Annotated in this window: 27 protein-coding genes; 14 read left to right on the top strand and 13 right to left on the bottom strand. The window is 40.8% G+C overall.

The annotated features are described in order from the left end of the window. Positions 1-58: 58 nt before the first annotated feature. From MJO53_RS00620 to MJO53_RS00595, 6 genes are all read right to left on the bottom strand, one after another. Positions 59-1,105 carry an aminotransferase class I/II-fold pyridoxal phosphate-dependent enzyme gene (locus MJO53_RS00620; RefSeq protein WP_252080030.1) on the bottom strand — a complete coding sequence of 349 codons (1,047 nt, stop codon included), beginning with the start codon at positions 1,103-1,105 and terminating at the stop codon, positions 59-61. Next, complete coding sequence (locus MJO53_RS00615) at positions 1,105-2,115, bottom strand: dipeptide epimerase (RefSeq protein WP_252080029.1); 1,011 nt, start codon at positions 2,113-2,115, stop codon at positions 1,105-1,107. The genes MJO53_RS00620 and MJO53_RS00615 overlap by 1 nt, the downstream gene beginning before the upstream one ends. 112 nt (positions 2,116-2,227) lie before the next feature. Then, the gene (locus tag MJO53_RS00610) at positions 2,228-2,950 is read right to left on the bottom strand and encodes a head GIN domain-containing protein (RefSeq protein WP_252080028.1); all 723 of its coding nucleotides are present in this window, start codon (positions 2,948-2,950) and stop codon (positions 2,228-2,230) included. Between the two features lie 134 nt (positions 2,951-3,084). Further along, on the bottom strand, positions 3,085-4,812 hold the full coding sequence (locus MJO53_RS00605) for a PspC domain-containing protein (protein WP_252080027.1): 1,728 nt from the start codon (positions 4,810-4,812) through the stop codon (positions 3,085-3,087). A 9-nt stretch (positions 4,813-4,821) separates the two neighbouring features. Further along, positions 4,822-5,151, bottom strand: coding sequence for a PadR family transcriptional regulator (locus tag MJO53_RS00600; protein WP_014031488.1), 330 nt, complete (start codon positions 5,149-5,151; stop codon positions 4,822-4,824). A gap of 251 nt (positions 5,152-5,402) precedes the next feature. After that, complete coding sequence (locus MJO53_RS00595; protein ID WP_252080026.1) at positions 5,403-5,885, bottom strand: DUF4870 domain-containing protein; 483 nt, start codon at positions 5,883-5,885, stop codon at positions 5,403-5,405. Positions 5,886-6,053: 168 nt separating this feature from the next. Here MJO53_RS00595 and MJO53_RS00590 point away from each other — a divergent pair, with 168 nt between their 5' ends. The 4 genes from MJO53_RS00590 to MJO53_RS00575 all read left to right on the top strand — a co-directional run bounded on the left by MJO53_RS00590 (position 6,054) and on the right by MJO53_RS00575 (position 8,781). Next, complete coding sequence (locus MJO53_RS00590) at positions 6,054-6,509, top strand: DUF4442 domain-containing protein (RefSeq protein ID WP_252080025.1); 456 nt, start codon at positions 6,054-6,056, stop codon at positions 6,507-6,509. 127 nt (positions 6,510-6,636) lie between these two features. Further along, entirely contained in the window at positions 6,637-7,437 is an 801-nt protein-coding gene (locus MJO53_RS00585; RefSeq protein ID WP_252080024.1) for a TIGR00266 family protein, read from the top strand. A 94-nt stretch (positions 7,438-7,531) separates the two neighbouring features. Further along, positions 7,532-8,185, top strand: a complete 654-nt coding sequence (locus MJO53_RS00580; RefSeq protein ID WP_252080023.1) for a DUF2461 domain-containing protein — start codon at positions 7,532-7,534, stop codon at positions 8,183-8,185. Between the two features lie 8 nt (positions 8,186-8,193). Beyond that, a complete protein-coding gene (locus tag MJO53_RS00575; protein WP_252080022.1) occupies positions 8,194-8,781 on the top strand; it encodes an NUDIX domain-containing protein in 588 nt (195 codons plus the stop codon). Here the strand turns inward: MJO53_RS00575 and MJO53_RS00570 are convergent. Next, entirely contained in the window at positions 8,775-10,055 is a 1,281-nt protein-coding gene (locus tag MJO53_RS00570; RefSeq protein WP_252080021.1) for a D-alanyl-D-alanine carboxypeptidase, read from the bottom strand. The two genes, MJO53_RS00575 and MJO53_RS00570, sit on opposite strands and share 7 nt — an antisense overlap. A gap of 106 nt (positions 10,056-10,161) precedes the next feature. On the opposite strand from MJO53_RS00570, the gene MJO53_RS00565 reads away from it, so the two are divergent. Next, a complete protein-coding gene (locus tag MJO53_RS00565; protein WP_224836574.1) occupies positions 10,162-10,359 on the top strand; it encodes a hypothetical protein in 198 nt (65 codons plus the stop codon). 26 nt (positions 10,360-10,385) lie between these two features. Here the strand turns inward: MJO53_RS00565 and MJO53_RS00560 are convergent, their stop codons facing one another. Together MJO53_RS00560 and MJO53_RS00555 are read right to left on the bottom strand one after the other, a co-directional pair. Then, on the bottom strand, positions 10,386-11,327 hold the full coding sequence (locus MJO53_RS00560) for a hydrogen peroxide-inducible genes activator (RefSeq protein WP_252080020.1): 942 nt from the start codon (positions 11,325-11,327) through the stop codon (positions 10,386-10,388). 140 nt (positions 11,328-11,467) lie between these two features. Next, the gene (locus tag MJO53_RS00555; RefSeq protein WP_224836576.1) at positions 11,468-11,887 is read right to left on the bottom strand and encodes a DUF2141 domain-containing protein; all 420 of its coding nucleotides are present in this window, start codon (positions 11,885-11,887) and stop codon (positions 11,468-11,470) included. Between the two features lie 211 nt (positions 11,888-12,098). Here MJO53_RS00555 and MJO53_RS00550 point away from each other — a divergent pair, with 211 nt between their 5' ends. After that, on the top strand, positions 12,099-14,261 hold the full coding sequence (locus MJO53_RS00550; RefSeq protein WP_252080019.1) for a TonB-dependent receptor: 2,163 nt from the start codon (positions 12,099-12,101) through the stop codon (positions 14,259-14,261). Position 14,262: 1 nt separating this feature from the next. Here the strand turns inward: MJO53_RS00550 and MJO53_RS00545 are convergent, their stop codons facing one another. Together MJO53_RS00545 and MJO53_RS00540 are read right to left on the bottom strand one after the other, a co-directional pair. Then, a complete protein-coding gene (locus MJO53_RS00545; RefSeq protein ID WP_252080018.1) occupies positions 14,263-14,685 on the bottom strand; it encodes a DoxX family protein in 423 nt (140 codons plus the stop codon). A 112-nt stretch (positions 14,686-14,797) separates the two neighbouring features. Next, positions 14,798-15,277 (bottom strand): GNAT family N-acetyltransferase, encoded by a 480-nt coding sequence (locus tag MJO53_RS00540; protein WP_252080017.1) that lies wholly within the window; start codon positions 15,275-15,277, stop codon positions 14,798-14,800. Positions 15,278-15,546: 269 nt separating this feature from the next. On the opposite strand from MJO53_RS00540, the gene MJO53_RS00535 reads away from it, so the two are divergent. After that, the gene (locus MJO53_RS00535; RefSeq protein ID WP_252080016.1) at positions 15,547-17,337 is read left to right on the top strand and encodes a type IX secretion system membrane protein PorP/SprF; all 1,791 of its coding nucleotides are present in this window, start codon (positions 15,547-15,549) and stop codon (positions 17,335-17,337) included. A gap of 13 nt (positions 17,338-17,350) precedes the next feature. Here MJO53_RS00535 and MJO53_RS00530 read toward each other — a convergent pair whose 3' ends face one another. Further along, a complete protein-coding gene (locus MJO53_RS00530) occupies positions 17,351-17,956 on the bottom strand; it encodes an FMN-binding negative transcriptional regulator (RefSeq protein ID WP_252080015.1) in 606 nt (201 codons plus the stop codon). A 182-nt stretch (positions 17,957-18,138) separates the two neighbouring features. Between MJO53_RS00530 and MJO53_RS00525 the strand changes: the two genes are divergently transcribed. The 7 genes from MJO53_RS00525 to MJO53_RS00495 all read left to right on the top strand — a co-directional run bounded on the left by MJO53_RS00525 (position 18,139) and on the right by MJO53_RS00495 (position 22,345). Further along, the gene (locus tag MJO53_RS00525; protein WP_252080014.1) at positions 18,139-18,762 is read left to right on the top strand and encodes a hypothetical protein; all 624 of its coding nucleotides are present in this window, start codon (positions 18,139-18,141) and stop codon (positions 18,760-18,762) included. A gap of 6 nt (positions 18,763-18,768) precedes the next feature. Next, complete coding sequence (locus MJO53_RS00520; RefSeq protein WP_224836583.1) at positions 18,769-20,097, top strand: 2TM domain-containing protein; 1,329 nt, start codon at positions 18,769-18,771, stop codon at positions 20,095-20,097. A 172-nt stretch (positions 20,098-20,269) separates the two neighbouring features. Continuing rightward, a complete protein-coding gene (locus tag MJO53_RS00515) occupies positions 20,270-20,548 on the top strand; it encodes a 2TM domain-containing protein (RefSeq protein ID WP_224836584.1) in 279 nt (92 codons plus the stop codon). A gap of 44 nt (positions 20,549-20,592) precedes the next feature. Next, positions 20,593-20,895, top strand: a complete 303-nt coding sequence (locus tag MJO53_RS00510) for a 2TM domain-containing protein (protein ID WP_224836585.1) — start codon at positions 20,593-20,595, stop codon at positions 20,893-20,895. Continuing rightward, positions 20,886-21,203, top strand: coding sequence for a 2TM domain-containing protein (locus tag MJO53_RS00505; protein ID WP_224836586.1), 318 nt, complete (start codon positions 20,886-20,888; stop codon positions 21,201-21,203). The genes MJO53_RS00510 and MJO53_RS00505 overlap by 10 nt, the downstream gene beginning before the upstream one ends. A gap of 5 nt (positions 21,204-21,208) precedes the next feature. After that, positions 21,209-21,532, top strand: coding sequence for a 2TM domain-containing protein (locus tag MJO53_RS00500; RefSeq protein WP_224836587.1), 324 nt, complete (start codon positions 21,209-21,211; stop codon positions 21,530-21,532). Between the two features lie 57 nt (positions 21,533-21,589). Next, positions 21,590-22,345 carry a LytR/AlgR family response regulator transcription factor gene (locus tag MJO53_RS00495; RefSeq protein ID WP_224836588.1) on the top strand — a complete coding sequence of 252 codons (756 nt, stop codon included), beginning with the start codon at positions 21,590-21,592 and terminating at the stop codon, positions 22,343-22,345. 90 nt (positions 22,346-22,435) lie between these two features. Here the strand turns inward: MJO53_RS00495 and MJO53_RS00490 are convergent, their stop codons facing one another. Beyond that, positions 22,436-23,626, bottom strand: coding sequence for an LETM1-related biofilm-associated protein (locus tag MJO53_RS00490; RefSeq protein ID WP_252080013.1), 1,191 nt, complete (start codon positions 23,624-23,626; stop codon positions 22,436-22,438). Between the last annotated feature and the right edge of the window lie 112 nt (positions 23,627-23,738).

Here is a 23,738-nt window from a genome sequence, read left to right as displayed (position 1 = left end):
TACAATTTTATAAGGTTTATTGGTATTGGTAAAATAATCAATTAAATAGAAATAGATATCAACTGATATATGAATTAAGGCTTTTTGCCAAGGTTTCCACATCTTCAGCGGTATGGTAGGCACTTAATACAATACGGCTGATCAGAGGGCCGTTATCATCCGGATAACGGAAGTTGGTAAAAACAAAACGATCTTGTGTCAATGCCGCAGCTAATTTTTCATCTTGGAACTCAAAAGTAGGATGACCGTCCATGTGCATAAAAAAAGAGATATCGCGAACCAGGGATTTAAAATGATCGTAGTTTTTATTGAGTTTATCCATACGTTCGGCATAAATGTCTTGTGCATCTAGCAAGGTACCCATAAATGCGGGCGATGCCGGACTTGCCCCACCATAAAATGCCGTAGATTGTAGGGTTTTGATATCGTCCTTGTTACCAAAAACGGCGCCCGCTTGTATGCCCAGGGCCTTGCCCAAGGAAGAACAAACCATCAAATTAAAGGGATTAAAGGCTTTGAGTGTATGGTAACATCCATTTCCTTGATGGCCTACCACACCGATTCCGTGCGAATCGTCGCCAACCAAAATAAGCTTGTCCAAAGGAAGGTTGGATAAACGACCAAACCCGGGATATTGGTAACCCATAAAATCAATAGTATCAAAAAGAACTACCGGGGGCAAGGGACTTTCTAGGACCGTTTTTCCTGCCAGTTGCTCCAATTGGCTAAAATTTTCGGTTTTCAGTACGCCATGGGTACAAAGTGCGGCATGGGCATTAGGGGCGGCAATAACCGTGTGGCCTTTTTCCAAATGGGTCTGTACTACCAATTGGGCCGCCAAATACCCTGAGGACATGGTCAAACAGTTATCGCTGCCGACCCAATTGGCCAAATGGTCTTCGGTTTTACGGTATACATCGAGGGAGACATTCGATTTTCTCGAGGCCCCGTAGTGCATTCCATATTTAGCGATGTTCTGTAGATAAACCTCTTTAAAAGGAAGGTGGTTTTGTACTCCCAGATAAGAGGTGCCCCCAAAATATAAATAGGGCAAACCGTTAATGGAAATTTGCCTGTCCGGTATGCTTGGTATCGAATGAGCCATTATAGAAGTTGTATTCCACTTCCTGGCAACTCTGGGAAAATTACTTTTCCGTCGTTTAGTATGGTTACTCCAGTTGCTATATCTTCCCGTAACAACATGGCGCCATCCATATCCACATAATCCAGTTGCGGCAATAATTGGGCAATAGCGGAAATACCAACGGTAGATTCCGTCATACAGCCCACCATTAGTTGGAGTCCAAGTTCCCTACCTTTTTTGATCATTCTTCTAGCAGGGGTAAGTCCACCACATTTGGTCAGTTTAATATTGATTCCATGAAAATAAGGTCCACATGCTTCCACATCTGTTTCCACAATACAGCTTTCATCTGCGATAACGGGTAAAACCGATTTTTTCTTTACCAATGCCATTCCTTCCCAATCATCGGCTTTTAGGGGCTGTTCCAAAAACTCCACGCCAAGTTCCTTTAACAAAGGGGCATTTTTAATGGTCTCTTCTGCGGTCCATGCGGTATTGGCATCAATTCTGAATACACTGTCCGTATGTTTGCGCAGCTCGCGAATAATTTCCACATCTTCGTTGGTGCCCAACTTTATTTTATAAAGCGGCCATGGTTTTTCTTGGAGTTTGGCTACCATTTTTTCGATGGTATCTATTCCGATGGTATAATTGGTAATGGGATATTGATCGGTGGTGGTGCCCCAGATTTGATATAGAGGCTTGCCCTTTAGTTTACCGTACAGATCGTTTGCGGCCAAATCCAAAGCGCAAAGCGTGAATTTATGAAGGTTTAAAGATTCCAAATGCTCATAGAAATTCTCTGGCGTATCAAAATCGTATGCTTCAATTTGGTCTCTTACGGCCTCTATTTCTGCCATCATCCCTTCTATGGTTATTTTATAGTATGGATTGGAAGTGGCCTCACCGTAGCCAGTTTTTCCATTTAGGGTCAGTCCAACGATCAAGGTGTCCTGCTCATCCCTCGATTCTCTGGAAATGGTAAAAGTATGGGCCAGTGGAAGAATGTATTTTTTTAGGGTTATCTGCATGGGAATATCATATTTTAGCGATTTGCTAAGATAGGTTTTCGAGCAGAGATATTAAAGACAAAAGCCCACTGAAAAATCAGCGGGCCTTCAACAAATTAAAAGGGAAAATAGATCAATATTTTCTTACGCTCCCTGAAACGGATTTTTTGGTCTGCACACTTGCATCTCCAGTATATTTAATGTCCGCACCACTGCTGGCATCGGCCACAAGGGACTCTGAAACGTTCACGGAGATATCAGCACCGCTACTGGCGTCGGCGTTGCACCTTTTTACCATTAAATCCTGAGCTTTGATGTCCGAACCGCTACTGGCATCTGCGAACAAGGCATCTGCTTGTCCAGATACTTTAATATCGGCGCCACTACTGGCATCGGCGGATACTTCACCTGCCACTACCTCTACATGCAGATCGGCACCACTGCTCGAATCCAGCTCAATGTTTTCGGCCTTGATCACATTTTGGCCGATAAGATCGGCACCACTGGAGCTCTCAAGGGCAGTGATTTCCGGCAAGGTCACATAAACTTTTTTGGTGGCCCTACCAATGTTTTCAATGGCATGGATTTTTAACCTTCCCTCTTTGATGTCGGTTCCGATAAGGTCAATAATGTTTTCATCGGCTTCTACGTTAATTTTAAAATCCGAACCTTGTGTTACAAATACATCGATGCCTTCCGATGCTGAAACTACGTCAAAATTTTCGGTTACATCGCGGGTTTCCTCAACGATTTCGCCGTTGCCGGTTTTTCCGTTGCCAAAGTTCATATCCATCATGCATGAGGATGCAAAGAGGGATAGGAGGACGGCGATTGCTAATCTTGCTAATGTTGTCATGATTGTTGTTTTTAGTATTGATTGATTTTGATTATACGTTTCTTCAATCTGAATAAATTCAGTGTAAATGTCCCTTTTATTGTATGTATTTTAAACTTTGAGTTACCCAATTGACGATTTAAGGTACCCAATTGTTACTTTTTTTCTTTCGCTTTAACTTTTATTCCGTCCTCGTTGATTTTCATTTCAAAGGAATCTTGGTTATCCTTAATGTCGATATCGATGCCATCTTCATTAATAATGATCTTTCCATTGCCATCCTCCTCATCGTCATCCAATTCTGGACAATCCAGGCATTTTAATTCTCCATCTTCGTCCATGGTCCAATAATGTTCCACCAAGCCGGTTCGGTAGTAACCTTGGTCATTTTTAATACCTCGACCAATATATCGATTTGTGGTTTCATCAAAATACACGGTTTTGGTCTCCGGCACATAAATGGTTATGGTCACTTCTTGATTTCTGGCCTTGTTGGATGTGTCGGTGGTCAAGTATTTGTCCAGGATTATGGTATTGCCCTTCAACGTGTAGCCAAAAGCAATGTTTTTGGCACGGTCCCTGGCCGCCAAGGTGGAACTCCCATCGGCATCTTTTCTCACATTGATGCTGATGGAATCCGTATCGGATTTCTTGATCTTGATATCTATTTCATCGGACATAAGGATTCGGTTGTCGTTTTCATCATACCCAAAAGTCATTCTTCCAAAATGAATTTCATCGCGACTGTAATCCGTGTCGCTATCCTTCATTTTAATGATCAGAGTGTCCGTGGGAACCTGCATGGCCAACTCCTTTTTGTCGTTTACACTCCCTGTATAGGAGAACTCGGCGGCTTGGCGAATGCCAAATACGATCAATGTGCCCACTGATATCAGCCACAGTCCCAATAGAGCGAACTTGGCGATATTCCCGATGGATTTAAGGTTGTTCACCAAAATCTTCAGGCCTAGATATAGTAGGAAGAAGAAGGGTATGCCCACGGCAAAGAACAACAGGATGGATACCAACCAAACAGGGGCTCCGGAGGTGTTCACTATTTCATAAAAATCTATCCCCGGTACATGTATCGCATCGAACATGCCTACGGTGAACAGGCCAAAGAAGAGGCCGACCAGCGTAGATGCGCCAATAATGATCAATAGGATGCCAATAAATTTGCCGAATATTTTAAATAGGAACAGGATAATGTCCCCGATGGTATCAAAAAAGGTCTTGGAGCTGCTCTTGACCTTGTTTCCTACTTTATCGTAGTCAACGTTTTTTACTTTTTCTGCAACATCATCAAACCCCTCTTTTACTTTGCGTTCTATATTGCTGATGTTGATGGGCTCTCCCCGCATATCCAATTTTTGGGAGGTGGTAGCTGCTTCGGGCACTAATATCCATAGTAGGATATAGGCGATCAAACCGAATCCGCTGGTGAAAATGGCCAAAAGGATAAAAATTAACCGTACCCACAAGGAGTCGATGCCCAGATAATGTTCCAGACCGGCGCATACACCACCAATATACTTATGGTCGATGTCGCGGTATAATTTTTTGGCTCGGGCCGTTGGCTGATCATAGGATTTTTTGGGTTCGTCCTCAAAAATATCCTCGTCCACCATATAATCTTCGGGCTGCCCCATTACTTCGATTACCTGGTCTACTTCTTTATGGGTGATCACCTGCCGCTCGTTCTCCATTTTCTCCAAGAAGAGTTCGGCAATCCTTGCCTCGATATCGGCAATGATCTCGTCGCTTCCCTTGGTACCTGAGAAAGACCTCCTTATGGACTCCAGATACCGTCTCAGCTTGTTATACGCATCGTCATCTATGTGGAAGAGCGTATTTGCTAAATTTATATTTACTGTCTTGTTCATTTTTTGATTCTATTTTGTGTTGGTTACCAGATTGACTGCATTTCTTAGTTCATCCCAGGTGCCGTTGAGCTCGTTTAGGAACAATTGCCCTGTTTCTGTTAGTGCGTAGTATTTGCGTGGTGGCCCCGATGTGGATTCTTCCCAACGGTAGTTGAGCAGACCGGCGTTCTTGAGCCTTGTGAGCAAAGGGTATATGGTGCCTTCCACTACTAACATCTTTGCGTCTTTTAAGGCTCCCAGTATTTCCGAGGCATACTTGTCGTCATCCTTTAAGATGGACAGAATGCAGTACTCTAGAACCCCCTTGCGCATCTGTGCTTTTGTGTTTTCTATATTCATAATTTCATGGTTCTATTAAATTAACTGTTCGTTTTTGTTCTGCCAAACTTTGTTTGGCTGCGTTTCCACTCCATTCCCCTGAATTGGGCAGGGGAGTGGAAACGGTTCTTTGATTGATGATTGTTGATTGATGATGTTTTTTCGTTTTTTGATTGACCCTTCGACAACGCTCAGGGCAAGTGATTAAACTCCGTTTTTCTTTGATTGATAATAATTGGTGCGGAGGTGATTAGGCTCCTTTATATATAATATTACTTGATGAACTTGATGGCGAACGGATATTTGAAATATTCTCCCTCATTCGTCCTGATGGTGGCCAAAATGGAGAAGACTATATTTACTATGGCCAAGGCCAATTGCAAGAATCCTGATATGCCCACAGGCCAAATCAACCGTCCAAAGTTAAAATTGTCGCTATCTATATGAATGTTCAAATTGTTAAGGTCGCTCAAACGATGGAACCCTAAAAAGTTCCAATCGAACAAGTCCGGCCAAAATCCTATGAAAAAAGGAATGGTGATCAAGCCGGCTATAATGGAGTACAACAAAATGCTTATTTGAAAGTTGAGCGCTTGCTTTCCATGGTAATCCACAAAATCGTGTTGCTTTTTGTTGGCGGTCCATAGAATCAGAGGAAGAATGAAATTCCCAAAAGGAATAAAATACTTCGAGAACATGGACGCGTGTATGATCGCGGATAAATTTCGTTCGTGTTTGGTGATTGTAGTTGCCATTTTCTGATTGATGTTTTTTGATTGTAAAAGGGTTAACCTATTAGCTTACCATGCAAATATATATCCAAAAGACAGTACTATGCAAAACAAAGTACTATAAATTAACATAATATTAACAATTATATTTTGCTTCAATTTGCCTATTTTTAAGCCAGTTAAACAAACAATATGGCATTGACACCCAGTAAAATCAATATGTTCACTTTTATGAAACTTCCTTCGGCATGGTGGTGCGGGGTTAGGCTCAAGTATATTGATGATAAACAAGCAGTAACTGCGGTAAAACACAAATGGAGAAATCAGAATCCGTTCAAATCCATGTTTTGGGCCGTTCAAGGAATGGCCGCCGAACTGAGTACCGGCGCTTTGGTGATGAACGAAATTCAAAAGAGTGGTAAAAGAGTGTCCATGCTTGTGGCCAACAACAAAGCTACCTTTACCAAAAAAGCTACGGGGCGCATCACTTTTACCTGTGAGGATGGCGAACAAATTGCCGCCGCCATTCAAAAAACCGTGGAAACCGGGGAGGGACAAACTTGTTGGATGAAATCCGTAGGGATAAACAAGGATGGGGTAGAGGTATCCACTTTTCATTTTGAGTGGACGGTGAAGGTGAAGAGGTGATCGGCGTTAATGTTAAAAGGTTGAAGGTATAAAGGTGAAAGAAGAATTGATTACATCTAAAGTGTAACAAAACAACTATCATTTCAACATATAAACAGAAATCAAGAAACTTAAAAACAATCAAAAAATGAACGCACACGAAATAGATTACCACATTTACGGCGAAGAAATGCAATATGTGGAAATAGAACTGGACCCACAGGAAGCCGTGGTTGCCGAAGCCGGCACTTTTATGATGATGGACCAAGATATCAAGATGGACACCATCTTCGGCGACGGATCTAATCAAGATACCGGCGTACTGGGTAAGATATTCTCTGCAGGTAAACGTTTGCTAACGGGCGAGAGTCTGTTTATGACCGCGTTTCTCAATATTGGCCAAGGAAAAAAACAGGTAAGCTTTGCTTCTCCTTATCCGGGTAAAATTGTTCCCATAGATCTTTCAGAGAAAGGAGGAAAGTTCATCTGTCAAAAAGATGCATTCCTATGTGCTGCCAAAGGCGTTTCTGTGGGCATTGAGTTCTCCAAAAAACTAGGACGTGGATTTTTTGGTGGCGAGGGCTTCATCATGCAAAAGTTGGAAGGGGACGGTATGGCCTTTGTACACGCAGGTGGGACCATGGCCAAGAAAACATTGGCAGCTGGCGAAACGCTTAGGGTGGATACAGGCTGTATTGTTGGTTTTTCCCAAACCGTGGATTATGATATCGAATTTATAGGGGGTATCCGCAACAAAGTATTTGGCGGGGAAGGACTTTTCTTTGCTACGCTGCGAGGTCCTGGAACCGTGTATGTCCAATCCTTGCCGTTCAGCAGGTTGGCCAGTCGGGTTTGGGCCGCTGCCCCAAGAGGTGGTGGCAAAGATAAGGGCGAAGGTAGCATCTTGGGCGGTCTCGGCGATTTGTTGGATGGGGATAATAGGTTCTAGGTTTTAGGAGTAAGGAGTCAGAAGTCGGATGTCAGAAAACTGATAACTGAAGGCCGATGTCACGGTATCTGAAAAAAACATTTCTTTTGTGGGTATGAATTTCAACGACCTGTTCCATTTTCTGGAAGAACTTCAAAAAAACAACAATAAGGAATGGATGGATGCAAACCGTAAATGGTACAAATCGCTCCGTAATGACTTTATCGCTTGGCTGGATGATTTGGACATGACCATGGCCCAACTCCATGATGATTATTACCCAACTCCGGGCAAAAAGGGCATCAATCGCATCAATAATAACTTGATGTTCCATCCGAATAAGCCCATTTATAAAGATCATTTTGGTGCGGGATTGGACAAAGCACCCAATTCTGCCGATTTTTATATCGAGATAGGCCTAAAACAATGTTTATTGGCAGGTGGTCGTTGGCGGCCCGATTCCAAAACACTACGGAGTATCCGAGATGCCATCGATTACAACGGAGAGGAATTGCAGGCGATTCTCGATAAACCATCATTCAAGAAAATGTTCGGAGGCTTGTACGAAGACGAAAAACTGGTATCGTCACCCAAAGGATTTTCCAACGACCATCCACATATCGAACTCTTGCGCAACAAAACTTTTGCCGTAGAACTCGAATTGTCCAAAGAAGAAGTGCTTCGGGATGATTTTAAAGAAAAAATTGTGGAAGTCTATAAAGAAATGCTTCCTTTTCGAGAATATCTTAACCAAGCTGTAACCGTTTAAATTTAAGCATGAAATACGGGAATATCAGAAATATTAGAAAAGAACTTTTGTCCGATAATTGGTACACTTTGAACAAGGTTACTTTTGAGTATCAGCGGGAAGACGGGGAATGGGAGACCCAAATTAGGGAAGCCTATGATCGGGGTAACGGGGCGGCCATTCTTTTGTACAATATTGAAAAGGGCACGATTATTTTGACCAAACAGTTTCGAATGCCCACGTATTTAAATGGCAACAAGGACGGAATGATGGTTGAAGTATGTGCAGGGCTTTTGGAAAAAGGCAATGCCGAAGAGACCATTAAAATGGAAGTGGAGGAAGAGACCGGGTATAAAATTGATCAGGTGGAAAAGGTGTTTGAAGCCTACATGTCGCCTGGTTCGGTCACCGAAATCCTTTATTTTTTTATTGGCCGGTATGAAGATGCCATGAAAGTGGGCGAGGGAGGTGGAGCGGAAGACGAGACAGAGAACATCGAGGTTTTGGAACTGGATTTTAAAGCAGCGATAAGCATGATGCAATCAGGTGAAATCAAAGATGCAAAGACCATTATGCTGTTACAATATGCCCAAATTCACGGAATTTTTGATCAGTAATTTTCATGCAAGTTTTTAAGGGTGCTGTACACAGTATCAAGTATTTCCGAGGTCGGTATGCGATAATGATTGTTCATAAAACTAAAGATGAGCAGCTTGCCCGATTTTGTTTTTACATATCCGCTTAAATTATAATTGTTCCCCACAGAACCCGATTTAGCAAATAAAAAAGGTTCCGTTGTTGGATCTTTCCATTGTTTTACGGTACTGTTCGGTCCCCACATGGGCATTATGCCAAACAAACGTTCTTCGGGAACTTCTTTGTGCAATTTTTCAAGAATCTGTACAAAGGACTTAGGGCTGAACAAATTGTAACGGGACAAACCGGAGCCATCTACCCAACGGGGTTGTTGGTCGAGGTCCTTTAAATGGGTGTTCAACATATGATTAATGGCCTTTTGGGTGCTCAAGGTGTCGGAAAGCATGCCAGAGGATGCCAAGAGTAATTGTTCGGCCAAAAAGTTATCGCTCCTAAATAGCATGCGCTTATAGATGGAATCTGTTTCTAAGCCATAAAGAGTCTGTTTCTCCCCTTCGGGAAAATGTTCGGACAATGTGATTTCTTTTCCAATGGCCGATTCCAATAAATGCTTCGTTAAACTATCACTGGTTATAAAAGGAACTTCCAAAGTGTCTGTTTCCGTTGGCGAAATATAAAACCGATTTACAAATTCATCTCGACTTAGGGTAGTGTCCTTTACCAAAACGGCTTGGGTGAGTTCACTCGGGCTAACGCTCAATCCATCGGTGTGTGAGGCAAAAATAACATTGCCGTACAGGGGCATGGTTGTTTTTTCGGGAGAAAAATAGGTTTCGTAATCTTCCCATGCCCAACCTGGCCCGTACCGGTCTTCGTCGTGGTTTTTTGTATAAAGGGCAATGGTATTTTGCTGCTTAAGCCAATTTATGGCACTGCTATCCTTTAAATGCGGATGTAACCAAGATGGGTCGCCCGTACCTTCAATAAAAAGAGTGTCTTGAGAAATTAAATATTTTAAAGTAGGTATATTTTTGGGCAGTAATTTTACCCCGGTGTAAAAAGTGACGATTTTGGTATTGCTGGCAGGTGTAAAATATTTTTCGCCATTTCGATTGTAAATTTCTTTACCTGTTTTGGCATCCACCACCAAAAGCCCATGAAATGAGTTTTCCAAAGTAGGCCTTGCCAATTCAGAGGTAATGGTTGTTTTTACGGATGCACAGCCGGCAAAAAGAAAGGCGAATAAAATAAACTTGGAGAAAAATAGTTTAAAGTTAAGGTTGGTACGGTTCATCGATTTTAACAAGAAGATTTTTATTTTTTAACTGAATTTTCAACTTTAAGCGGTGCTTTTTTATTAATTTAGGTACAACCTAACAATGCAATTTAATCAATTTAATATGCCTAGAGCTATGTTTGATTACACCAAAACTATTCTTCAAAAAGTTAGTTTTGATGTTAAACTTTTCACTAGGGAACTTCAAAAAGCAGTTTCGAGATTGTTGCCCAGTGAATTAGAGGAACTTAGAATCTGGTTGCAATTGTATATTGTGGACAAACCAGAACTACATTCAACATTAATTTTATTAAAAACATAAAACTAAAGCCGCTGAAAAGCGGCTTTTTATTTTTTGCCCAATGGGCTGATGATTTTTACATCCTGAAAAGCAATGGCTCCTCGAACGATACTGGAAATAACTTCGCGCAAAGCCTCTGTAATCTGAATTTTAAGCTCGCTTTTGTGGTAGATCAAACTGATTTCCCTGGCAGGGGATGGTTTTTCAAAGGACTTTAAGTTGACCCTTTTGTCTTCTTCCAAGTTTAAGGTGTTCAAGTAGGGCAACAAGGTCATGCCCATTCCTTCATCCGCTAAACTTACCAAAGTTTCAAAGCTCCCGCTTTCTATTTTAAATTGCTCCCCTCTTAGGCTTTGGGGCGCATTGCATAGGTTGATCACACCCTCCCTAAAGCAATGTCCATCCTGTAATAAAAGAATATCGCTCACATCCAGTTGGTCCGTTCGCAATAGTTCTTCGGAGGCCAATCGATGGTTTTTGGGCACATACCCCATAAATGGTTCATAATATAGTGGTCGTTCCTTAATAAACTCTATTTCCAAAGGAGTGGCAGCTATGCCCGCATCCAAATGCCCATCCAAAATATTCTTGATCATGGTCTGGGTCGATTGCTCCTTAATGATCAGGTTTACTTTGGGATACTTTTTTATAAAAGCGTTCAAAAACATGGGAAGTAAGGTAGGCATCACCGTTGGGATAATGCCCAGGGTATAGTCCCCTCCAATAAAACCTTTGTCTTGATCTACAATATCTTTGATGCGTTCCGCTTCTGCAACAATATTTTTTGCCTGTGCCACAATTTTTTTACCGACTTCGGTAATGGTAATCGGTTTTTTTCCCCGATCAAAAATTAAGATGTCGAGCTCGTCCTCCAATTTTTGAACCTGCATACTTAAAGTAGGTTGGGTAACAAAACTTTTTTCTGCAGCAAGGGTAAAGTTCTTGTACTCTGCAACGGCCAATACATATTGTAGCTGGGTAATCGTCATTAAGGGATAAGTTTAGGGCATAAATGTATGAAAAACTATCAGGCAAATCTATGGAAAATGGCAGATTTTGATGGACCGTATTGCAAATATAAAAGCTCGCACAATGGCGAGCTTTATCTTAGAAATTATGTGTTTTTGGATTAAAACCTAATGGTAAACTCCATGTCTTCTTTGTCTACTTCAAATTTGGCACCATCAAAAGTCGGAGGTCCCATGGCCATATCGTTGCCGGACATCCCATAACTTTCTTTGGGCATTCCGTTGGCCTCAAAATCCATTCGGTTGTTCCCGTTTATATCGTGCATGGCCATTATCGCGTAGTTACCTGGCTGCACATTGGTAAACGTTAAGGTTACCTTGCCATTTTCTATAGTGCTTTGAAGGTTTTGTACCCCGGGCCCTTTCATAAAAGTGTCGGCCGTATGAAGCCCAATAAGAACCTTTCCCTCATTACTGGTCACATTGTCGATGGTTACGGTTATGTCGATTCCGTTATTTTCTTGTGCCATGGCCAATAGACTTACAAAAAAGAAACTTAGAGCGAGTGTTACAGTTTTCATAATTATTGTTTTTGTTGTTTGTGTGTCCAAAATTGATAAAGAGGCCGGCATAATTAAAATTGAACATACCGAAATGTTGAATAAGGGGAGTGAATTGAACGGTGGTGTATGTTATGTCAATTCAGTTGTAAAAATCCACAGTTGGGTATTTTGTTTTGTGGTGGTCGAGGGTCGATGCGCAATTTTGTGGCATCAATCAAAACGAACAGACATGAAATTTATCATCAATCTATTTACCATTTTATTTTGCACGGGAGCAGTTTTTGCCCAACAGACCATCAGCGGAAAGGTGACCGATGCCAAAAAAAATCCGATTGAAGGAGCCAACATTTATTTGGAAGGTACCTACGATGGGGCTTCCTCCGATGCAAACGGCAATTTCAGTTTTGAAACAACAGAGGAAGGTCTGCAGACCTTGGTGATATCCATGTTGTCCTACGAGCCCCATTACGAGGCGGGAGATGTTTCTTTTTTTAAAGAGATCAACATTACATTGGTGGAATCTGTCAACTCCTTGTCCGGTGTAACCTTAACAGCAGGGACTTTTGAAGCGGGCGACAATTCCAAGGTATCGGTGCTCAAACCGTTGGATATTGTAACCACTGCTGGCGCGGCAGGTGATTTTGTGGCGGCATTGCAAACCTTGCCGGGAACTACAACAGTAAATGAAGATGGGCGTTTGTTCGTGAGAGGTGGTACCGCGAACGAAACACAAGTATTTATTGATGGACTTCGCGTATTTCAACCTTTCAACGCCACAGCCAACAATACACCCACTCGAGGCAGGTTTTCACCATTCCTCTTTAAGGGCATATCGTTTAGTACAGGAGGGTATTCAGCTGAGTATGGACAAGCACTTTCCAGTGTACTTTTGTTGAACACTACTGATGTTCCATTGCAAGAGAAAACGGATATTTCCATTATGTCCGTGGGGGGCGGACTGGGCCATACCGAGATTTGGGGCGATCAATCGTTGAGCATAAACACCTCTTACGTAAACCTTGCCCCGTACGAAGCATTGATTCCCTCCACACAGGGTGTAAACTGGAAAAGTCCCTACGAATCCATAGCCGGCGAAGGAGTGTTCAGGAGCAAAGGGGAGAAGAGTATGTTTAAACTTTACACTGGCTTTAACCATGCCAATTTGGATATTGAACAAGAGGATATCAATTTTGATGATTTTGTACGGTTTAGTTTAAAAAACAACAACCTATATTTTAACGCATCTTACAAGTATTATTTTAAGAACGATTGGAGCCTGACTTCTGGTGCCTCGATCGCATGGGATACGAACGACATCGGAATTGAAGCCGATAGGGTAGATAGCAAGGAAACCTCTTCCCACATAAAATTTAAGGCGCGTAAAAATTTTAGTAATCGATATGATTTGAGTTTTGGTGCGGAATATTTCAATACCAATTATAATGAAACGTACACTGATCTAAACAACGATTCATTTTTTAGTGGTTATAATGATGGACTCTGGGCCGCCTTTGCCGAATCCGATATTTTTTTGAGCAACAAATTTGCCATGAAATTGGGATTGCGGGCCACGCAAAGTTCTCTTTTGGACGAGTTTAATCTTTCTCCTAGAATTTCCTTGGCCTATAAACCGGGCAAGGATGGGCAGTTTTCTTTGGCATATGGCGATTTTTATCAACGACCGCTCACAGAAGTGGTCAAATTCGACCAAAATGTTCAAATGGAGAAGGCCACACATTATATACTTAACTATCAATATATTAAAAATGGAAAAACCTTTAGGACCGAGCTTTATTACAAGGACTATGATCAATTGGTGAAGTTTGATACCAACCTCCCACAGTTCAATTCCAATTACTCCAATACAGGAAATGGTTATGCCCAGGGAGTCGATGTTTTTTGGAGGGATAGCAAGAGCATAGAAAATTTGGATTACTGGGCTTCTTACTCTTACTTGGATACAGAACGCGATTATAGAAATTTTCCAGAAAGGGCAACGCCCAACTTCGCACCAAAGCATAATTTTTCCTTGGTTACCAAGTACTGGGTGGATAAATTAAGGTCCCAGGTCGGTCTTTCTTATTCCTATGGTTCCGGGAGGCCATATAACAACCCTAATACACCAGGCTTTTTACAAGAAAAGACAAGATCTTATAATAATTTGAGCTTTAACTGGGCCTACCTTATCGACCAACAGAAGATTTTGTATTTTTCTGTAAGCAATTTATTGGGTATCAATAATATTAGTAATTATCAATATGCGAATACCCCAAATATGGATGGGGTGTACAATCGAAGGGCGATTACGCCGCCGGCAGACAGTTTTTTCTTTGTTGGCTTTTTCTGGACCATCAGTAAGGATCGTAAAAGTAATCAGTTGGACAACCTATAACCTATTGCTGCATTTTAAGGTAATAGTCTACCGAGTGCCTGCCCGATCCATACACAATAAAAAAGAGGCACAAAACCAAAACAACAATGGAAAGGATAAGATTGTTCATATCCATTGTGCCCAAAAAATTAGTGAGTATGGCCCCGAAGATAATCGGGAGTTGGGCAATGGCGGCCCATCGGGTAAGTAAACCGACCACGATTAAAATACCACCAACAAAATGGGCAGGTACAATATAATGTAGAATGATCATGCCACCCGGGACGTCTTGAAAAGGGCGTCCCATTTCCTCCATTTCAACATGGTTGGACATAAACTCGATGCCCTTGACGAAAAGTATAACACCCAGTAGGATTCGTACCAAATCCAACACAAGGTAGGTGTGCGCATTAGCCCACTTATTGCAATCTTTGATGAGACCCATGGCGATGAAGTTTAAGATTACATTTATAAGATACTCATTTTTAAGTAATTATAAAAGAAATGCTAGGTAAGTTTTAATAGGTGGGACAAAAAAACCGATTAAGATTCAAGACTTAGGCGTTTGGAAGGGTCAATTCCATTTGAATGTCGCTCCGAACATACGGTGAGGTAATTCCGGTTATTTCAACAAAACCCAATTTTCGGTAAAGTGCCAGTGCAGGGGCCAATTTACGATTGCTCTCCAAAAATAGTTTTTTGGCACCAATGGAAATGGCCTTATCTATTATGTGCTGTCCTAGTAATTTGCCTATGCCTTTGCCTTGTGCTTTAGGGGAAACGCCCATTTTGGAAAGCTCTAGGTCAAAACCTTCGTATTTGCTGGGAACTAGTGCACATACACCAACAGGAGTTCCATCCATTAACGCCACAGCAATGTAACCGCCCTTATCCAAAATATACTCCTGTGGATAATAAAGGGTTAGGCGGTCCGTTTCTTCCATCTCGAAATATTTGGTGATCCACTCTTCGTTAAGAGACCTAAAAGCTTCTTTATAGGCTTCCGAAAACGGGACAATGGTAATGTGTTCTTGCATTGTGCAGGTTGGGAATATTTTGTCAAAAATAGATTGAATCTTTCTAACCCTCTATAAATTGAAACCTATTTTTTATGAATTTAAAAGACCTATCTATCAATCGGCCTTACCGTTCAACGAAAAAATTACCTGTTGGACGATAAAATATGTAGCTTTACATTATATTTAGTCATAAAATTCTTACAAGTCCCAAATCTTGCAAATGAAAAGTTTAGACAAATATCAACCTGTCCCAATCAGGAATATTAACCTACAAATCCCAATCGGCTATGGTGATAAAACTACCCCCGTTTTTTCGAACTACATTCCCGTTCCAATGTAGGCGCACTGTTTTTGTGCTTTTGACGGTTGTTTTTCTTGGTCTTCCCACGCAGGCCCAAGAAGAAAGCAATCCTTACGTGCGCTACGATGTCCCATTTCAGAACTTGTTGAAATTCAATAGGTTTTTGATCAACCCTACCTTTTCTTCCATTAGGGAAGACAAGTCTTACGTAAACTTTTTTCACAGAAGCCAAAGTGCTGATTTCGACAATAACCGTCAAAATTATTTTTTAAGTTACAGCGGCAGATTGAACGATCGAGTTGGCCTTGGCTTTAGTATTTACAACCAACAGGAGGGTGTAATTTCCAATTTAGGTGTAATGGCCAATTATTCCCACGGTGTCCGGTTGGGGAGTGAAAGTAGCCTGACATTTGGTGTGAACATTCCATATTATGTGAGCAGCTTCGACCCAAGTAGAGCGGTTGCACTAGAAGACGACCCAGTTTTAAGGGAAGCCAGTGAAAGCTCCATAATTTCGTTTCAGCCCGGACTGAATTTAAGTTTGGGAAGGTTCGATTTTGGCGTGTTCGCCCAAAACTTGGTGGACTATAATTTAAAAACAGGAGAGTCCCTTACCAGTTTTAACGAGAAGATTTTTTCGGGTCACGTTCAATATGCCCATCAATTTGAAAATGCAAGTGGCATTTTGGAAGATGGTCGTTTAATGCCCTTGGCTCGAGCTCGTTTCGAAGGCAGTGAGGACATCATCTTCGGGGGGGGCATAATTTTAGACCTTCCCAAATTAGGCTGGATTCAGGGAGGTTACGATCAATTCTATGGGGCATCGGCCGGTACGGGATTTAATTTGAACCAACGATTGTCCTTCGGTTATAACTTTGAGAAAAGCCTGAGCAATAGTATCGCCAACCTTGGAGTTACCCACGAAATATCTATTGCTTACTCCTTTGTGCCCAACCTTTCCAAAAATACATTTGTTGCCAACGATGAGGATGAGGAGAAAAAGAAGATTGAGAACACGGCTGTGGCAGAAGCGGAAAACAACACGGAAAAAACAAAACAAAAAAGTAAACTGGATGTAGAAACCACTTTACGACCATATAACAAAGAGGATAGGGCCTATTGGGAGGAGCGCATAGCCAAATTGCAAGAACAACAAGAAGATAGCTATGCCGTAATCGATGATCTGCTGTATCAAATAGATTCCATGAAACAAAGTAGGGAGCAGGATATGGAAGAACGTTTTGAAATGATGATGAGGATTGTAAAAAGACACAACGGAAATAAAATCCCCGATATTGAAAAGCATGCACAAAAATTGTACTTGGCGGATAGGAAAGACTTGGATGCCATTTATAAGGAAATCGAGGCCTCTACTACGAACACTTTGGCGGCGAACACTGCGAAGACATCAAAAGATGTCAAAACAAAAAAAGAAGGAACTTTTCATGGAGGAGCCTTTAAGCCCATCGAAAAATTCATCGATTTGGATGGAGTTGGGCAAGGGCACTATATCGTCGCCAATGTTTTTAAAAGCGAAGTTTATTTAAAAAACTTTATGCAAAAGCTCAAAAAAGAAGGATTGGATGCGCAATATTTTAAAAACCCGGATAATGGTCTAAACTATGTGTATTTGGCCAAATATGAGGAAAATGAGGATGCTTATGCCGCTTATAGATCTAAATTGAAAGGCAAGTACAAGGATGAAATTTGGATTATGCACGTGGAAAACTCAAGATATGCCAATTGGGCCGACACCATTTTTCAAGACATTGAATAAGAGGTTGTCGCCATTATCCACCTTTCATATGGTCGGCAATCCCTTTGCTGCCCGGGTCGGAACGTTCTTCTAACTCCGAAACTATCTTGTGATGGTCTTCCATTCGCGTTTGGGACAGTTTGTAGGTGGCTTGAAAATCGGATATTCTAATTTTAAATCCCACCACACCTTTGACTTGTCGCAATGTTTTGGGCGACATTTCTTTTAAGGATACGGGGTTTTTGGAATTCTTCTCGTACTTGTCCACCAGTCTGTGCATGGATTCCATGGTTTCTTCTTCGGTCAAGATCTGCAAATTGCCATACACATGTACCGCAATATAATTCCAGGTTGGGACTTCCTCTTCCTCGTACCATGATGAGGAAACGTAGGCATGTGGCCCGTTAAAAATGCATAGTACTTCCGTATTGGCAGTAAAATTTTTCCATTGCGGATTGGCCTTGGCAATATGGCCGACCAAAATATCGCTCCCGTCCACATCGGTTTCCAATTCCAAGGGAATGTGGGTGCCCCATGGCTTATGGTCCACAATATTGATTAAAATGCCAAAACTGTTTGCCCTTAAAAAATCTTTGATCTCATCAATGTTTTGATTTTGATAATGGGAAGGAATGTACATGGAACGCTTTGTTTGTTGGAACTAGGTGCTAAATTATAAATTAAAGTCTGCTTGGATAACAATTCATCCCCGAATGTTTACAGTTCGGTAATCCATTTTTTTACAAACCTTCTTTCTGGCCCAATTTTGTCCCATCAATAATTTATTTGAAACTACCGTACAATCTTTAAAAAACGACAGTCATGAAAAAACTAATTTTATCAATGGTATTACTGGGAACAGTAATGGTGAATGCTCAAGATCGCTATTCCAAAGGAATGGAAAAAGCTTTTGAGTTGTGGCAAAATCAAAAAGTGGTCGATGCATCCAACATGTTCGAACGTATTGCCACTGCCGAACCGGATAAGTGGTTGCCTTATTATTACGTTTCGCAGATAAACACGGTAATTTCTTTCGGAGAAAAGGACGAGGACAAACTCAGCAAACAATTGGAAAAAGCAAAAGAGTTTTTGGATGTGGCCAAGGCCATATCGCCCAATAATCCCGAACTTTTGATTCAAGAAGCACTAATCAATACCGCTTGGATCGCTTTTGATGGAGCAACCTATGGAATGACGCTCTCCCCTAAAAATGTGCAGCTGTACCAGCAAGCTATGGAAATCGATCCTCAAAATCCTAGGGTCATACTTTCCAAAGCAGAATGGGATATGGGTTCCGCGCGCTATTTTGGAAAGGACATTACGCCTTATTGCAAAGATGTGGAAAGGGCCTTGGAACTTTTTGCTACCTTTAAATCCGAAACGCCATTTTATCCAACCTGGGGGAAAGAGAGAGCAGAAGAAGTTTTGGCAAATTGTGGCAAATAAAATACCATGAAACTTTTTATCAAGGAATTTTTTAAAGCAATATTAGTGGGGATAGCTATTTTTATAGTTCTCCTCATTTTTTTCTATGTCAAAGGATGGCAGCTCACTTATCAAGAAATCTGGGTGGAGTTTTGGGAGAGCATGATTTTCTCCGTGATCATTTACATGCTTAATGCGGCCTCCTTTATAATTTTAATGCGCAAATACAATAAGGAACTTTTTACCAAGAAATATATTGGTTATGGAATATTGGGCAACATTGTTGCCTCCATCATTGGTATTGTTCTTGCCCGTCTTGTTTTAATGGTCGGGTTTTATCAAAAAACCATTGGACAGTTTTTGGAGGAGGAACAATCATCCTTTTACATTAGTTCCTTTGTGATCTCCATGATCGTTGCGCTCTTGTTCTATGCGGCATATTACTACAAATACTACAAGGAAAGACAGGTAAAGGAGCAAAAAATTATAGCAGGTTCAGCTTCTGCCCGTTTCGATGCCCTTAAAAACCAATTGGATCCCCACTTTTTGTTCAATAGTTTGAATGTACTCACAAGTTTAATCGAAGAAGACCCGCACCAGGCGCAGAACTTTACCACTTCGTTGTCCAAAGTGTACCGTTACGTATTGGAACAGAAGAATAAAGATTTGGTTACTGTGGACGAGGAATTAAAGTTCGCCCGGACCTATGTACGCTTGCTAAAAATGCGTTTTGAGGACAGTATTGTATTCGACATTCCAGATAGCTGTTCCCGACCCGAAGCCAAAATAGTTCCCCTTTCGTTACAACTTTTATTGGAAAATGCCGTAAAACATAATGTGGTGACGTCTTCCCGACCCTTGCATATCAAGGTTTTTGAACAGCAAGGTATGTTGGTGGTAAGCAACAATCTTCAAGAAAAGCAGGTAGTAAAGAAGAGTAGTGGGGTAGGACTTCAAAATATAAAACAGCGCTATCGCATACTAACCGATCGCGAGATGGTCATTAAAAAGACCGAGAACGAGTTTAGTGTGTTCCTGCCAATGCTTACTCAGAAATACACGATAATGGAAACACAGGAGCATTATATTGAAGAAAAACGCTATACAAAGGCAAAAGAACGGGTAAGGGCCATAAAGGACTTTTATGGCAATGTATTGGCCTATTGTATCGTAATTCCTTTTTTATGGTGGCTCAATTTCCGTACAACGGACTTTCTGTGGGCCATTTTCCCTAGTATTGGTTGGGGCTTTGGTGTACTGGTGCATGGTATGGAAGCCTATGGCTATAACCCCTTATGGGGCAAACGTTGGGAAGAGCGCAAGATCAAGGAGCTTATGGAGAAAGATGATTTTTGATCAATTGAGAATCAATGCAATACCGTTGCTCTAATGCATCGTAGCTTCATTCCAAACAGTAGTTGTGCGCCAGAACCACAATTCATCCCAATAAAATTACAATTCGGGAATTCACTTTTCTTTTTGATATGGGTTATTGCGAAGTTTGAACTGTAATCAAAAAACAACAGTCATGAAAAATTTTACAGAAGACCGATACTCCAGGGCAAAGGAAAGAGTGGAGAACCTCAAAGGATTCTTTTATAGCCTGATCTCTTATTGTGTAATTATACCTTTATTGGTGTACATTAACTATAGGACCACCGATATTCCGTGGGCATTGTTCCCCGCAGCAGGATGGGGCTTGGGACTGTTGTTCCAGGGGCTTACAGCTTACGGACGAAACCCTATCTTGGGAAAGGAATGGGAAGAGCGTAAGATTCAGGAGTTTATGAACAACAAAGAATTTTAAGAATGCGTAATTTTAACTATAACACCACATCAAACTATAAAACTATGGAAAATATGGATAACGAAAACAAATACATTAGGGCAAGGGAACGAGTGGACGAGCTTAAAAAGTTCTACGGTAACCTTACTTCCTATGTGCTGGTAATTTCCGGATTGGCCTTGATCAATTACTTTTCCAACGGATTTGGGTATATGTGGTTTCTATGGGCAGCATTTGGATGGGGAATCGGATTGCTTTTCCATGCCTTGAAGACCTTTGATCTAAACCCATTTTTTGGCAAGCAATGGGAAAAGCGTAAGATAGAGGAATTTATGCGGGAGGATGAAAAGAACAATAAATGGAAATAATCGTGGAAAACTTTAATAAAGAAAAATATAATAGAGCAAAAAAACGGGTAGAGGAGATCAAAGGCTTCTATATCCATTCTGCAATATATATAGTGATCAATACTTTTATTTTGATCAATATTTACGTGAGAACAGACAATTTTTGGCAGTGGGAACATTTCATCACTTTAGTGGCCTGGGGCATAGGGTTAATGTTCCACGCATCCAAGACATTTGGTGTAAACCCATTTTTGGGCAGGGATTGGGAACAGCGCCAAATACAAAAGTACATGGACGAGGACAAAGAGGAAATGAAAAAATATAAGTAAGCGTGATGGAGAACAAAAACATTTCTTTGGAGGCGGCCAAAAAACGGGTTAAAGAACTGAAAGGATATTACAGGCATATTATGATCTTTGTGATCGTAAACGGTATTCTGGTATTGTTAAGAACAGGGGTGCTCAATTCACTTTTACCAGTGGCATTTCCAAAAGAATCATATTATTACGAATGGGTAAATGCCAATATTTTGATTTGGGGAGTGATATTGCTTGTACATACTTTGATTATTTTTAGGCATAAAATCACTTTCTTTAAAAAATGGGAAGAACGCCAGATCCAAAAATATATGGAAGAGGATGAAACCAATGATTATTGATAGATCTAAATTCTTAAATAAAAGAAGACCAGCATAACCAAATACAACCAAAATTACATGAATGTCCTAATAATCGAAGACGAAAAACCAGCGGCAAGACGATTATCCAGATTGCTTTCAGAATTGGAAATTGATGTTTCCACCATGTTGCATTCGGTGGAAGATTCCATTGTTTGGTTTCAAGATAATCCACATCCCGATCTGATCTTTCTGGATATCCAATTATCAGATGGTCTTTCCTTCGAAATTTTTGATGTGGTCGAGGTAAAAAGTGCCATAATTTTCACCACTGCTTATGATGAATATGCACTACAGGCTTTTAAGTTGAACAGCATTGATTATTTACTAAAACCTATTGATGAGGAAGAGTTGGAAAGTGCGGTTAAAAAGTACAGGGATTTTAAGCCGGAAAACCGAAAAATCCCGGTCGATTTTAACGACATAAAAAAGCTCTTGATAAACCCTTTGGAACGTGAGTACAAAAAACGTTTTACGGCCAAGGTGGGACAGCACTTAAAAATTATAAATGCGGACGAAGTAGAATGTTTTTATAGTGAGAACAAAGGTACCTATGCGGCGACTTCGGACGGTAGAAATTATTTGCTGGATACTACCCTGGAGCAATTGGAGGAGGAGTTGGAACCACATACTTTTTTTAGGGTGAGCCGAAAGTTCTACGTGAACATCAACCATATAGCAGACATTATTTCATACACCAATTCAAGGCTTCAAATTAAGCTCAACCATTTTAATGAGCACGAAATTATTGTAAGTAGGGAAAGAGTAAGAGACTTCAAGCTATGGTTGGAGTAAAGAGTCTTAATAATCTGGATTTCATATGTTTAATATGAATAAAAATAAATTATAAATTTTTCTTATAGTGCCTTTTTTGACCCATGCGATCTATTTTTCCTCAATCCGATTATCGTCGAAGGCCGAAGGCAGCAGTTTGGGAATCAATTTAATGAAAATTGGTAAAAGTACCGCCCCGCCGGGCAACATAAAAATGGCCAATGAGGGTATGCTCTTAAAAATATCCAACAATTGGTTCTGCACTTTTTTCTTTTCTTCCGGGCTTAGATCTTTAATGGTCGACTTGGATAAAAGGGAGACCAATTCCCGACTTTCAGTAAGTTCTTTTTTTAATCTTTTGCTATTTCTCAGGATTAGTTTGGTGACATTTTTGGACATCCCATCATAGAATTGAACAGCTAAATTTTTGTTGTTCAAGTAGGCTATTTTTTCCTTGTTTTCCTCAAAGAAATTCTTCACAAATTTCAGCTCGGATTCTATCTCTTTTTTAGTCTTTTTCAAGTCCTTCCCCAACCCAAAAATATAGTCGGTTTCAGTATAGTCCAAAGTCTTGTCTTCCCAGATGGTCAAGCAGGCCATATCCAAGAAATAATCTCTCTCGTTCTCAGTAAAATTTCGGGACAGTAAATCGGTGTAATCACCATCATATTTTGCCTCGTCCAGATCAACATAGGTTAAGGAAGAACCCAATAATTGTATCAGTTTTGCATCGGACTCGTGGGTTTCTTTGGCGTTTAGTGCATGGTACACAATGTTGATGGTAACGTACTCCAAAAGTTGGGCATGCTCCATAACATTATTGTTCCCACGAAGGTATACCATAAAAATTAGTATATCCACATAGAGCAAAGAATTGGTTAGGCTATTGCCAAATGCCCGGCTAAAGGTATTATCGCTCAAATAAATTCTGGAATCGATCAGTTTTTCCAGTTGGGATTCTGTTTTGGAACCACTAAATATTTTGTTTAGATAGGATACACGGCTAACATTAAGGGATTGATAATACTCGAATACTTTTTCCACGAAGGCTTCAAAATCGTTCTTTCCCACCTCAAAAGTATAGGTAAAATATAGAGCGGAAAGGAGATTGATCTTGGCAATTTCGTCTTCTGTTAAAGTGTGTTCCACTTCAATAAAGGAGGGTATGTCCAAGTGAACGCCATAAACGAACCCATTTGTCTTTAGTTCTTGGTACATACTGTCAAAGTCTTCAAAGAGAGAAGACTCTTGATTAACAAGGTGGCCGAACTTATTGATCCATCCGGATGCAGAAGGGTTCATGTAACTGAATTAAGAGGTCAAAGTAAAACAATTTCCACGACTTTGGTTTATGGTAAGGGCATCTCATCGCTAAAATACGGTTAAGATGATTTTAACATTTTAAAACCAAACC

It is taken from the genome of Flagellimonas marinaquae (assembly GCF_023716465.1).
Lineage (GTDB): Bacteria > Bacteroidota > Bacteroidia > Flavobacteriales > Flavobacteriaceae > Flagellimonas > Flagellimonas alginolytica.
Note: the sequence above shows the minus strand (reverse complement) of the source record. Positions and strands in the feature narration are given on the sequence as shown.